At 30.1% G+C, this 13,454-nt stretch carries 9 protein-coding genes, 5 pseudogenes and 1 other annotated feature; of the genes and pseudogenes, 3 read left to right on the top strand and 11 right to left on the bottom strand.

Annotated features, from left to right (window positions below; translation table 11 throughout):
- Positions 1-501: 501 nt before the first annotated feature.
- The 8 genes and pseudogenes from MPTP_RS01940 to MPTP_RS09040 form a co-directional block, all read right to left on the bottom strand.
- Positions 502-693, bottom strand: coding sequence for a hypothetical protein (locus tag MPTP_RS01940; protein ID WP_041363302.1), 192 nt, complete (start codon positions 691-693; stop codon positions 502-504).
- A 220-nt stretch (positions 694-913) separates the two neighbouring features.
- Positions 914-1,630 carry an ABC transporter permease gene (locus MPTP_RS01935; protein ID WP_013773349.1) on the bottom strand — a complete coding sequence of 239 codons (717 nt, stop codon included), beginning with the start codon at positions 1,628-1,630 and terminating at the stop codon, positions 914-916.
- Positions 1,631-1,633: 3 nt separating this feature from the next.
- Positions 1,634-2,253 (bottom strand): annotated as a pseudogene (locus MPTP_RS01930) (ATP-binding cassette domain-containing protein).
- A 519-nt stretch (positions 2,254-2,772) separates the two neighbouring features.
- Positions 2,773-2,955: a hypothetical protein gene (locus MPTP_RS01925; RefSeq protein WP_013773347.1), complete on the bottom strand. Its 183-nt coding sequence runs from the start codon at positions 2,953-2,955 to the stop codon at positions 2,773-2,775.
- 791 nt (positions 2,956-3,746) lie between these two features.
- Positions 3,747-5,174 (bottom strand): annotated as a pseudogene (locus tag MPTP_RS01920) (6-phospho-beta-glucosidase).
- Between the two features lie 28 nt (positions 5,175-5,202).
- Complete coding sequence (locus MPTP_RS09845) at positions 5,203-5,748, bottom strand: PTS sugar transporter subunit IIA (protein ID WP_231849652.1); 546 nt, start codon at positions 5,746-5,748, stop codon at positions 5,203-5,205.
- A 23-nt stretch (positions 5,749-5,771) separates the two neighbouring features.
- Positions 5,772-6,191 carry a PTS transporter subunit EIIC gene (locus MPTP_RS10180; protein WP_268765773.1) on the bottom strand — a complete coding sequence of 140 codons (420 nt, stop codon included), beginning with the start codon at positions 6,189-6,191 and terminating at the stop codon, positions 5,772-5,774.
- Positions 6,152-7,084: a PTS transporter subunit EIIC gene (locus tag MPTP_RS09040; protein ID WP_013773344.1), complete on the bottom strand. Its 933-nt coding sequence runs from the start codon at positions 7,082-7,084 to the stop codon at positions 6,152-6,154. Before MPTP_RS09040 ends, MPTP_RS10180 begins: the two co-directional genes overlap by 40 nt.
- A gap of 98 nt (positions 7,085-7,182) precedes the next feature.
- On the opposite strand from MPTP_RS09040, the gene MPTP_RS01900 reads away from it, so the two are divergent.
- The 3 genes and pseudogenes from MPTP_RS01900 to MPTP_RS01890 all read left to right on the top strand — a co-directional run bounded on the left by MPTP_RS01900 (position 7,183) and on the right by MPTP_RS01890 (position 10,525).
- Positions 7,183-7,875, top strand: coding sequence for a GntR family transcriptional regulator (locus MPTP_RS01900; protein WP_013773343.1), 693 nt, complete (start codon positions 7,183-7,185; stop codon positions 7,873-7,875).
- Between the two features lie 540 nt (positions 7,876-8,415).
- On the top strand, positions 8,416-8,757 hold the full coding sequence (locus MPTP_RS01895) for a hypothetical protein (RefSeq protein ID WP_013773341.1): 342 nt from the start codon (positions 8,416-8,418) through the stop codon (positions 8,755-8,757).
- A gap of 468 nt (positions 8,758-9,225) precedes the next feature.
- Positions 9,226-9,275: a sequence feature (sodium ion sensor (DUF1646 type); this cis-regulatory element may regulate processes involved in with the transportation of sodium ions), on the top strand.
- Positions 9,276-9,371: 96 nt separating this feature from the next.
- Positions 9,372-10,525: pseudogene (locus tag MPTP_RS01890) on the top strand (cation:proton antiporter).
- 805 nt (positions 10,526-11,330) lie between these two features.
- Here the strand turns inward: MPTP_RS01890 and MPTP_RS01885 are convergent.
- The 3 genes and pseudogenes from MPTP_RS01885 to MPTP_RS01875 form a co-directional block, all read right to left on the bottom strand.
- Positions 11,331-11,735 (bottom strand): PTS sugar transporter subunit IIA, encoded by a 405-nt coding sequence (locus MPTP_RS01885; RefSeq protein WP_013773336.1) that lies wholly within the window; start codon positions 11,733-11,735, stop codon positions 11,331-11,333.
- A 15-nt stretch (positions 11,736-11,750) separates the two neighbouring features.
- A pseudogene (locus MPTP_RS01880) lies at positions 11,751-12,560 on the bottom strand (PTS system mannose/fructose/sorbose family transporter subunit IID).
- Positions 12,547-13,442, bottom strand: a pseudogene (locus MPTP_RS01875) (PTS mannose/fructose/sorbose/N-acetylgalactosamine transporter subunit IIC). The pseudogenes MPTP_RS01880 and MPTP_RS01875 overlap by 14 nt, the downstream one beginning before the upstream one ends.
- Between the last annotated feature and the right edge of the window lie 12 nt (positions 13,443-13,454).

Below are 13,454 nucleotides of genomic sequence, written 5' to 3'. Positions count from 1 at the left end.
GTCTATATAAGATAAGGAGAAATCTGAATTCAGATTCCTCCTTATCTTATTCTTTAGATTGATGATTGATACCTGCCTAATTTAATTTTTACTTACTAAAATTCCCTACTCTTGTCATTCAAGCTTAATAGATATAGCACCGTTTATCTTGCTTTTACGAAAATATAGTGAAGAGTATCAAAAATATATAGGGAGCTATAAAAAGAGGCAGATAAATTGAAACTTTATTTAAATCATTAGAATCAGTTATTTTTTTATGATATTTAGATAATTATTTTTCTATTAGAATTGTGTTTAGATATTTCTTAATCACTTTCATTCATCCATTGGTCAATTTCTTTTTTCTTTATCCCTCTTTAATGTTATTACTGTTTTTTAATAGCAATACTTAAATTAAACAAAAATGAATGATCAATCCTAATCAAAAGATCTGTCGAATAAAAAAATTCTATTACTAGACAGATCTAAAAATTTATCATGGAATTGTTATAAGAATTGTTCTTATTTTCCGCCATGCATGATTGTTTTGAACTTATTACTTGTTATATACAATATTACTGTAATTACTGAAACTGTAATAATATAAACAAGAAAATCTACCAAAAGATTGGTTGAAAATGGTTTTAAACATTGCATAATAAGATGGGTGATAACGAGACTAACCAATATTGTAAAAAGAAGATATTTTGTCATTTAAAAGAATCCTTCCTTTCATTTTATATAATAATTGAACAAATAATTTTTAATGCAGAATTATAATTTTTACAATGTTTACAAGGTGCTTTTGTGTTTTTAATAATAATTTGATAGCTAAAATTCACTTTTTTAAATGGTATGTAAAATACTAGCAAATTATATCTTTCAAGATGCTTCAAAACAAAAATTACTAAAAGTATTTTAATATTATAAGTGATTAAATTCCTAATTTTTCCCATCTTTTTCTTGAAAGAAATAAAATAAAGAAAGAAATCAAAAAAATGGAAACTAGAAAAATCAGTATAGTAACTATATTGTCTAATGATAAAATACCTGTTTTAAAAAATCGGTCTATTTGTGGATAAAGAAAATTTGAAGCATCAAATAATGCAATATACTTAAAGAACGAACCGAAAGAAACGAAAATCATAGATGTTAGCCAATAAATAATACTTACTCCCAAACTTATCAATACATTCGAAAACAAAAAACTAATAATACTAATAATGATAATATATTGGAAACTGACAGCAGAAAAAAGTAAAACATTTGGAATAAATGGTTGATAATTATCATAAAAAATAGATACCGTACCTAAACAAACGAAAAGGCTGAAAGTAATTTCTAAAAATAATAAAATAACTTTAAATAAATAAAAGTTGAAGTAATTTATCTCAAAATTTTTGTAAAATAAAATCGTTTTATTGGTATAATCCTTATTGAAAAAAATGCTAATCACAAAACTATAAAGTAAAAAACCAAACTGTGTCATTACTGTATAAGTACTAAATAAATAGTCACTATAACTAAGAGAAGATTGTTTGTCTATTCCAACTGGAAGAATGTAACCAAGTAGAAAAACCGCCAAAGTTATTGCTACTATATAAATGAAAATCTTACTTCTAATGGTTCGTTTAAATTCCATTCTAAACATATTTCATACGCCAACTCCCATGTAAAGATCAATGATTTGTCCGATTGTGTCTACCTTTGTCAGTTTATATTCATTGATAAAAAATAGTTTCCTTGTAAATGTTTTAAGTCAGATAAATTATGTGTAATATTTATAATTGTTTTTTGAGGATTTTGCTTACGATATAAATTTAAAAAATCATACAATTCAAGCACGGTTTTTTTATCTATGGCATTTGTAATCTCATCAAGGATGACAATATTTTTATTAGATGAAAAAAATAAATAAAGCTTTATTTTTTGTTTTTGTCCATCACTTAAGTCTTTTATCTTTATTTTTGAATCAATCGATGCCAAATTAAGCAATTTGTAAATTTCATCCGATAATCTATTTTTCAATAGTTGTAGATCAGATAATGTTAGTTCTGAAGGGACATTTGAAAAACTTGATAAAATAATTGTATCCTCAATGATATTTTTAGGAATTAATTTACTTCTATTTAAAATAAATTCTTTGGCTAACTGGGATTTTCCTACACCATTTTGCCCAAGGACATGATTGATCTTTCCCTCTGAAAAAGGTAAGGTAGTATCTTTTAATAAAAGTTTATTTCCAACTTTTAGATAAAAATGATCAATAAACATTTTTCTATCTCCCTTCCCTACTTGTATGAGTCTTAATTTATAATATATAAAATATATTAATTATTTTATATTTCTAATGAACGGAACCTGCAATCCATCTATTTCCATTAGTTTTTTACAAAATAAATTACTTAACTAATCTTAATTTCTTTTTTATAAAATTTTTTAAATTCACATTTTTATTCATTGAAAATTTTTTATGGTAATTATAGACACAACTATAATCCTATCCATAAATTTTCTCTATATATTTTAAACATTTATATATTATTATATTACTATTAAAAAATTTTTTATTCAAGTGAATAAAAGCACAAATAAGTTTAACTTGCATTCATTTAGTAGTATGCTACCTATAGATATAATAATAAAACAACTTATAAACAAATGAGGAGATAAAATGATTAACTTTGTAGTAAGCAAATATAAGCAAATTACGAATATAAACTTATTATTCACCCTTCTATTATTTATAAGCAATCTATATCTATATCCTAAATTACCTTCTATTGTCCCTACCTACTTTCCCTTATTTGGTCCACCAAATAATCCAGGTGGAAAAGTCATTATTTGGACATTTCCATTGATATTTTTTGTATTTAATTTAATATTTAATAAAAATATAATTTCTAAAATTTCTATTCTTTCTACATTAACGGCTCTACTTAAAGAAAAAACGAAAAAAGTAATTTTAATATTCATACAGCTCATTCTTTGGTATTTAGCTTTAAGTTGTTATGTTTATTATTATACTTTAATTTAACTGGAGAATTTTTATTCTATTCAAAAAGGCTTTATTAAAAATAAATTGTCACTATTTTAATCATGTTATTAATTTTTATACAAATAATTATCAATATCGCTTTATTTTAGCTTGATTTCTTATATAACTATGGAACTTTGAATAAAATTTATTTCAAATTTTTTATAATACATTATATACCATTTTTTATACAAATATTAACAATGATTTCTTAGTACATAATGCTTATGCCTATTTTTTCAAACAACCAACAAGCATTTTTCCTAACTGCTGAAATTTTTATGAAAAATATATGATGTTTTGGTCTTTTTTAAATTTAAGATAAATAAAAAAATAGCTTAGAAAGTTAAAGATACTTCTTCGCTTTCTAAGCATTTTGTCGTTTTTAAATTCTCCTCCTATTTTTACGAATTATAAATCCTTTTGTTTAATAATCGTAGTAGCTTTTTTATCCAATGGATTGACCTTCATACTAATTGATAAATATTATTTTTCATCCAATCGACTTACTTCATTATTCAAATGTTTTAATTTCTAATAAATGACTACATTTATCTTACTAGTGATCATGAAAGTTGAGTAAATAATTACTAGTTTATAGGATATAAGATAAATATATAGCAATACATCCAACTATAACTATCCAACGCAATGAGATACCTAACTTTTTAGGTATCATGTCTTTTACTTATTATTTTTCAGAGATACTACCATTATTCATTATAAATTTTTAAGAAAGGCCATTATTTTCAATCACTTTTTGATACCAGTCAAATGAATCTTTTTTGTATCGTTTCATTGTTCCATGGCCCTCATTGTCTCGATCGACATAAATCATGCCATATCTTTTTTTCATTTCACCTGTTGTAAAAGATACAAGATCGATGATTCCCCAAGGCGTATATCCTAAAAGTTCAACACCATCATAATTTACTGCTTTTTCGATTGCTTTAATATGTTTGGTTAAATAATCAATTCGTTCTTGATCATGGACAGCACCATCTTCCAAGACGTCAATGGCTCCAAATCCATTTTCAACGATAAATAAAGGAAGTTGGTAGCGATCATACAAGCGATTCAATGTAAAACGTAATCCTTCTGGATCAATGGCTCATCCCCAATCTATTGATTGAATATAAGGGTTTTCTACCCCATTTGACAACCCACCATTTACAATATTGTTCTCTGTATCATTTTTCGCATCTGCTTTTACGACCGTTGACATATAGTAGCTGAAGCCAACATAATCAACAGTACCAGCTTTTAGCACAGCAAGGTCTTCTAATCGAATATCAATGTTGTACCCTTCACGTTCAAATTCTTTTAAGGCATAATTAGGATATTTTCCTCGTACATGAACGTCTGCAAAGAAAAATCGTTGATGGTTTGCTTCTTCAGCAGCCATAATATCTTCCGGATTACATGAATAAGGATAAATCGGTACATGAGAAATCATACAGCCAATTTGGAAATTAGGATTGATTTCTTTGCCGATCATTACGGCTTTTGCACTAGCGACCAATTCATTATGAGCCACTTGATACATCACTTCTTTAGGATTTTCGCCTTCTTTCACCAAGACACCAGAATTGGTCCATAAAAAGATCGGATTATTAACATCCATTTGGTTATTAATTTCATTGAATGTCATCCAGTACTTAACTTTATCTTGATAACGTTCAAAGACAACTCTTGCAAATTTAGCGAAAAAGTCGATGACTTTACGATTACGAAAGCCACCATATTCTCTTGCTAGGTGTAGTGGCATTTCAAAATGAGAAAGCGTAATGACCGGTTCAATGTCATTTTTCAACAATTCATCAAACACATTGTCGTAAAATTGTAGTCCTTCTTCATTTGGCTCTTCTTCATCTCCCTTTGGAAAAATACGCGTCCAAGCAATAGAAGTTCGTAGACATTTTAAGCCCATTTCAGCAAATAGTGCAATATCTTCTTTGTAGTTATGATAAAAATCAATGGCTTCATGATTAGGATAAAACTTATCTTCTTCAATTGTTTCCGTAATTTCTCTTGGCACACCATGTGCTCCAGCGGTCATCACATCGATTACGCTAGGTCCCTTGCCGCCTGCGTCCCAGCCTCCTTCAAATTGATGTGCGGCTAATGCGCCACCCCATAAAAAGTTCTTTTGTACCATTGTTTTTCCTCCTAATTTATTTAAATTTTTATTGACAATCTATCAATGTATCTGCATGTGTCACGGTTTCTTTTTTAGTTAACAATACTTCATTCAATTGTCCACTATTTGTTATGACAATCATTGTTGTTACTAGATAACCAGCTTTCTTGATCTTTTCCTGATCAAAGCGTAAAAGTAATTGTCCTTGTTCTACTTGTTGTTCTTGTTTAACAAAATACTCAAAGCCTTCTCCTTTTAAATTAACAGTATCGATTCCTATGTGGATCAATACTTCTACGTCCTCTTCTGATGTTAATCCAATTGCATGTTTTGAATCAAATATAGAAGTGACTGTTCCGGAAAAAGGTGCATAAATTTCATTTGTACTAGGTTCAATAGCGATTCCTGCACCCATCATACCTGTTGAGAATACTTCATCTGGCACTTGGTCAAGCGGAATAATCGTTCCTTCGATCGGTGTTAGGATTCGTGCTTTCATGCTATTAACAGAAGAATGGTCGCTATCATTTAATTCCTGTGCCATTTCTTGTTCTTCAACAACCGTTTCGCCTGTTCCAAAAAGCTGTGTCAAAATAATGGGACCAACCAATGCAATTAGAGAACCAATGACAATACCAATAAATGAGCCATAATTTTTAGGATTGATTGCATTAACGGTAGTAAGAACACTTGGTAACCTGCATAAGCATAATAATAAGGATGGAAGAAACTAGCCACAATGGCACCTACTCCTCCAGAAATACAGCCATAAATAAAAGGTTTTTTCAATCGTAGCGTAACACCATAAATTGTTGGTTCGGTAATACCAAAAATCCCAGTAATAAAGGCAGACAAGGACACTCCTTTCATTTCCTTATTGCGTGATTTTAAAAATACAGCTAGGACTGCACCAACCTGTGCAATAACTGCAATTGTCTGAAAGGCTTGGAATGAATCACGACCATACATATCGAAGTTTGCCAAAACCATTGGTGTCACTCCCCAATGAACACGAATATAACAATGATTTGCCAAAAAAAACCAATGAGCGCAGCAGCTAAGAATGGTACATTTTCAGCCAAAAAGTTATAGCCATTTGCAATTCCTGATGCAGCTGCCGCTGAGATGGGTCCAATAATCAGAATTGTTAAAGGCACCATGATCACTAAACAAATCAAGGGTACGACCAATGAACGAATGACACTAGGAATTCTTTTTTCAATAAAATGCTCTAAATAGGACAAAAACCAAACTAAAATCAAGGGTGGTAAGACTGAAGATGTATAAACCGTTTCAGATAATGGAATATTAAAGAATGTAATCACCTTGCCAGAAGCAATCGATCCAGCCATTTCTGCCCATGTTGGTGAGACTAATGCCGCACAACAAGCAATTGCAATGTACATATTAGATTTAAAATGCTTAGATGCCGTTATTGCAATGAAGATTGGTAAAAAGGTAAATGGTGCCCAAGAAATAAAACTGAATACTTGGTATGTTCCTATTTTAGCAAATTGCGGAAACACTAAATTCAATAAAATCAAAATGCCTTGCAAGATTCCTGCTGCAGCTAATATGTAGATGAATGGTGCAAAGACGGCAGACATTGTTGCCACCAGACGATTCAAGATAGAACTTTTCGGTGCCTCTTCTTCACTAGACAATGTGTCTATATTTTCTAAACTAATAAATGCATCATATACTTCACCGACATGCGTGCCAATGACGATTTGCATTTGACCACCTGATTCAACAGCAGTGATAACACCAGATAATTTAGATAGTTGCTCTTTCATTTCTGGTGAACTTTCTCTTAAAACCAATCGTAATCGTGTTGCACAACGGGCAACGCTTACAATATTATCAGATTTAACAACAGCTAGTATCTCTTCTGCTAATTTTGAATAATCTCTTACTTTTTCACCCACACTACTAAAACCTCTTTTCTCTAAATTAGACCCTTACATTTACAATTACTAATTAACTGGTAAACTAAATTAGAAGTTAGTTTTTGGAGGAATTTATCATGAAATATCAGGAAATAGCTCAACAAATCATCCAACATATTCAAGCAGACAATCTTCCACAAGGAACCAAACTTCCGAGTGTGAGTGAGTTGGTAAAAGAATATGGAGTTAGCAAGAATACCATTTTACAAACATTGAAAGTCCTTGAATCAAAGGGTGTAATCTATCAAGTTCAAGGCAGCGGTATTTTTGTTCGTCGTAAAAAAAGAAAAGGCTATATCACCTTATTAGAAAACCAAGGATTTTCAGGTGATTTAACCTATTTTGATGTAATATCTAAAGTTATCAATGTCTCTTTAATACCAGCACCAGAGGAAGTTGCTAATAACTTGTATTGCAGTCAAGCGGAAGAAGTGTATAGGGTCAAACGTGTCCATTCTATTCGTGGACAAACTTTATGTTTAGAGGAATCTTACTACAAAACTAGTATTGTACCATTTTTAAGTGATTCTATTGCTGAGGGATCAATTTTTCAATATCTTGAGAAAGGACTAAATATAAATATTGGGTTTTCGGACAAATATTTAAGTGTCCATAAAACTAAAGGTGAGATTGCCTATTATTTAGAACTTCCTGAAAATTCACCAATGCTGCTTCTTGAAGAAATTTATTACACAAGTAATGGGGAACCTTTTGATTTTACTAAAAATTATTATCACTATGAACATTCTCAATTTTTCCTACAAAGCTAAAAAATGATTTTACTGGATACGAAGTATCCCAGCTCTTTTATAGAGATAGGTTTAAAAAGTTTCACTTGAAATGGATGATTAAAAGTCAACATAAAAATAGCAAATGAATTAAATTTAATCAAGGTATATATTTCGATAAAACTTGAAAATCATCAAACAAAATTGGATGGATTTCAAGACCAAAGAGAGCTAAAAAGGTCAGAAAAAATATATCTTCATTTATACATGCTATTTGTAACTGCTTACTAAAATGCTGATCTAGCATTGACGATCAAAAATGTAAGCGATATACTTTTATTAAAGAGTGTTATACGATTAAAATCAAAAAATTCTAAGCATTGCTTTGTTAATTTTTGAAGTCACAATTAGCTTGGATTTCCTGATTGTGAAGGCTGTACAAGATACTTTATTTCATAATAATAAGGAAATTATTGATCACTATGCTAGTATAATTGAAACTAACGATAAAAAAGAAAAAGCTCAATTTTTTTAACTATCAATTATTAATTTGACACAAAAGGCAAGGAGAATGAAAAAGTGATGACAACGATTTATATTTATCCAAAGGCCAATGTAGGTTTACGTGGTGTAGCAATTGGATTAGATCATAAAGGTCTTTCATTACAAAAGTTTTCTACTACACTAAAAAACAAATTAGAAAATTATATTCATTCAAGTTGTAGAAAAGATATTTATGTTGACGTTTGTGATGGCTCACAATCACCAGAAGAATTATTAGAAAAAGAGGAAGCTTTAGTTTTAATTTCTCCTTACCTAAAGAAAGAAGTTAAAGAAAAGTTACCACAAATAGTCCTCTTAACCGAAGATGAATTTTTCTCTGTATCGCTTGATAGAATCTATAGATTGATCGATAATTTATAACTATTTTTTATAGGTTAAAGTGAAGCTTATTGGAATCTTTTAATAAGATATAGTTAAATAATTGATTATCCATATTGATAATGATAAAAAAATTATCGTTATTATATTTATTTGAAAAATAGTTTTTGAATCATTTATTGATCATCAAAGGATAATTATTGATTGCAATGTCATTTTTTACAAATTATAAAAAAATTAATCTACTAATAAGTGATAGAATTACCCATTTTTATTATGTTTTTAGTTGTAAATTACCTAGATGTAACTAGTTATCAATAAAGATATTATACTATTTATCTATTTATTTTTTAATATCACTCAACCTTTATATTATCATCTTAATAAAAAGAAAGTGTTTACTATAATTTTCTACAAACATTCAAAATTACTTAAATCAAATTTGACATTAATTAGACATCGTTGTAAATTAGTTAATATTGATTCAGAAATAAAATTAAATAATTTAATGGTTGGAGCTTTTGCTTTCAAGGATTTGACTTTTCAAGGGGTGAGAAAAGTAAAAGATTTTAAAGAATTGTCTAGCTATTAAAAAACAATGGCTCATTTTCTTTGAAAATGAGCTTTTTTGTTTATAAAAGAAAGAGGATGATAACATGGATTTTCTAGCTGATTTGTTTTTAATTTTAGTTTGCATAATAATTATTGGTGTACTATGTAAACGATTCGACATACCTAGAGTTATTGGTCAGTTATTAATTGGAGTTCTATTAGGGCCGGCGCTACTAGGTATTATTCACCCAACTATATTTTTTGAAAATTGCTCTGAGATTGGCGTTATATTGTTAATGTTTATCGCTGGTATGGAATGTGAAGTAGGATTACTAAAAAAACAATTAAAACCTAGCTTACTGATTGCTATTTTAGGTATTCTTTTTCCAATACTGGTAACCATGCCAGTAAGCCTTCTATTTCATTTTTCTTGGCAGGAAGCTTTTTTCTTAGGCTTATTATTAGCTGCCACTTCTGTAAGTATTTCAGTTGAAGTACTTAGGGAATTAAATGTTTTAAGGACACAGGCAGGTACATCAATCCTGGGCGCTTCTATTGTTGATGATATTGTAGTAGTTATTTTATTAGGCATAACAACTAGTTTATTTGATATAAATTCAGATAACAAATCAATATTGTCAATTACGATATTAGAACAACTCTGTTATTTTATAATTATTTTTTTAGCGATTCATTGGATTGTTCCTTACCTTTTAAAGCGAGAGAAAAAATTAACTATTCCTTTTTCAATGACTATAATAATGTTAGCTATTTGTTTTGGAATGTCCTATCTTGCTGATTTTGTTGGTCTAAGTTCTATCTTGGGTGCTTTTTTTGCAGGTATAGCAGTCGGGCAGGTTTCCTTAAAAGAAAATAGCTATTTAGAAATTGAAACGATTGGTTATACTTTCTTTATCCCTATTTTTTTGTAAATATCGGCTTAGCAACTACTTTCAATACTTTAAGTAAGAATTTTTTATTTATCCTAATAATGACCTGTTTAGCTATTATCACTAAGTTCTTAGGTGGTAGCTTAGGCGGAAAACTCTCTAATTTTTCAATGAATGAATCATTCATTGTAGGTGCCGGCATGATCTCTAGAGGGGAAATGGCCCTAGTTATTGCCCAAATTGGCTATACTTCTAAACTACTATCGGAAGAATATTATACTAGCATGGTTTTGGTAGTTATTCTAACGACTCTAATCGCTCCATTTATTTTAAAATATTTTGTTAAACACACAAAAACCACTAAATAAATCTTGATTTTTTATATGTAAATAGGAATTGAGGAAATATATTTGCAAGATGAATCATTGTGACATAATCAGAGTATAAAAAAAGACAGGCATAAACATATCTCCTTAATGTATAACCGTTTAAAACAATAGTAGTATAAAAGTTTAATAAGATAACCAGTTTAACTTCAAAAGTTGAAGAGCTGGTTATTTTTTATTGTCTTCTTTCAGTAGTTTAACAATCAAACAAATTAAAATAATGGTAAATGGATCAAATCCTAAAATTATTTGAATGGTTTCCAAATACAAACACTTCGCTTCTCTCTGCATAGATTTTCAATACCTACTTTCGTAAATACTACATCCTATGGAATAGCTACCACTTTATAACTTTTTTATCTTTCTATTCTATTATATAAGATCGATAACATACTATTAAATCAGGATATTTTATTAAATACTATATCGTTTGATTGCTTCTAATCTGTAAACAATTATTTAGGTGTCATAAAGCAAGATTAAAATATTTACAAAATATAAATGTTACTCAATAAAGAAAAATACAAATACAAAAAGTAGTTAAAGGATGTCACCTTTAACTACTTTTTATTAATACTAGCTTTGGTATTCAATCAGAATTCTTAAAAAGGTTATACTCTATAATGCTAGGATATTTCCATTTTTTATTTTTCTTTGTTCTAAAGAAGAAAATTAGTCAACGTCTAATTTGTATAGAAAGGAGTATTAAATAATAAGTAAAACTTAAATCTAAAGCAAGCTTGCTTTTTATCTGTCTTCGCTTTTCTTTATAAGCAGCCTATTTCAGTTATTCATCATCTTCCGTTGGTTCTTCTTTTAATTTTGCATTTACTGAAAAGATATTTTTCTGTCCTTCGGTAACTAAATCTGCATTCTCATCAATGAGTTCGCTATTAATAAAACTAATCACCATTGGCATATTCATGCCCACATATAGCTCAATCGCTGCTCCACTTAGAATCAGTTTAGAAACAATATTACAAGGTGTTCCACCCATTAAATCGGCAAGAACAATAAAATCATTTAGAGGTTTAATCGTTTGTAAAAATTTTTCTTTATATTCTTCTTGTCCCTCTGAGGGTAATAAGGGAACGGCATAGATATTCTCCTGTTTTCCCATAATCATTTCTGTACCTTTTTTTAATGCTTCACACAATTCTCCATGACTGATTAACACCAAAGATTTGCCCATTTTACTACTCCCTTCCTATTTAGAGATTACAACAAGAGCTGACAAAGCAACACAGATGATTAAGACAATAAAAATTGCTTTTGTTGATGTCATTTTTTTCTTGCCGAGCATCCAATATACACCACCAACAATTAAAGCTGGGAGTAAACGTGGTAAAATCATATCTACATTATTTTGCATATTCAACACAACTGCTCCTATTTTTGGTGCCCAAGCTAATTTTACATTCACCATCGTTGCTGAAAGAGCTCCAACCATAAATACACCCATTAAAGTAGCAGCATCTGTCAATGCAGTTAAGCGATGTTGCATGGTCGTTACTAATGAAATTCCTTCTTTATAAGCAAATTCTAATTGTTTCCACCGAAAAACCATAACAGCAACTTGAGCAGCAATCCAAATAAATATGCCCACTGGGTTGCCATCTTTTGCCATATTTGCTGCTAAAGCTCCAAAGGTTGTTGGGATTAAAGCAGCAAAAATTGAATCACCAATTGTAGCAAAAGGACCCATCAAGCCTGCTTTTAAACCAGATACCGTTTCCTTTCCTGCATAGCCTTCTTCTTCCTCAATAGCTAGATCGATTCCTGTAATGATTGTGTTAAAAAAGTTAGAAGTATTAAAAAATTGAGTATGCGTCTTCATCATTTCTTTTAATTCTTCTGTATCATCTCCTTAGAGTTTACGTAGTTGTGGGAGGATGGTGAAAAGATAACCAGGTCCTTGCATTCTTTCATAATTCCATCCAAGTTGAAAATTAAACAAACTACGACGATTGATTTGTTTAAAATCTGCTTTTGTTAATTTATAGTTAGATTTCGTCATCTTCAATCTCTCCTCCTGCTGTGGATTCACTTGCTTTAGCTTTAGTTGATGAATGAATTTCTGTTTGTTGATTATTCTTATAATTGATTGCTGCTAAAGCAAAACCAATCAGCGCAATACCAAGCATTGGAAGTGCATTGAATGTAGCTGGGAAATTCTTGACAACAGTTGCCACATTTTCGCCAAGCAGCTGAATATTACTGAAGAGAGTTGCTAGTAATGCTGTAATGGTAAACCCTAAAATGAGATAAGGAAAATGTTTTTTACTGGTAAATAACGCAATAAGATAGCAAAACCTACCGCTGGCAAAACAGCTCCAGCTACTGAAAGTCCGTCTCCTAACCATTTTAATTGTCCATTCAAAACAGCAACTACCTGTTCCACTAGCCTACCACCAAATGCCAATGCTAAGAAAACTGGAATCAAGCGAGAAAGTTCCCAAGGCAAAGTACCCAACAAGAAATTTCGTTCGATTGCTTTATAGTTCATTTCTTCGATATTCTTGTCAATTCGATGCGCAAAGTAAGTATTCGTAAAACGAGCTAAAATATCTAACTCAATCATTAAACTTGCTACAGGAACAGCGATTGCAGCGATTGCTTGTTCTGGATCCATTCCCAAAGCAATTGAAAAAGCAGTTGCTAAAATTGTACCTGAATTTGCATCAATCTTAGATGCGCCACCAAACGTGCCAACACCTAACACTGTAAGTTGCATACTACCACCAATAATTAAGCCAACTTTTAAATCACCCATAACCAAACCAGTAAAAAGTCCAGCAAAAACGGGTGCACTTAAAGATGAATAAAGTTGCAATTCATCAAGAATTTGATAACCTGCGTATAACGACAAGATAAGTATTTGCCACCACTGAATATGCATTGTAATAACTCC

Source organism: Melissococcus plutonius ATCC 35311 (assembly GCF_000270185.1).
Taxonomy (GTDB): Bacteria; Bacillota; Bacilli; order Lactobacillales; family Enterococcaceae; genus Melissococcus; species Melissococcus plutonius.
Note: the sequence above shows the minus strand (reverse complement) of the source record. Positions and strands in the feature narration are given on the sequence as shown.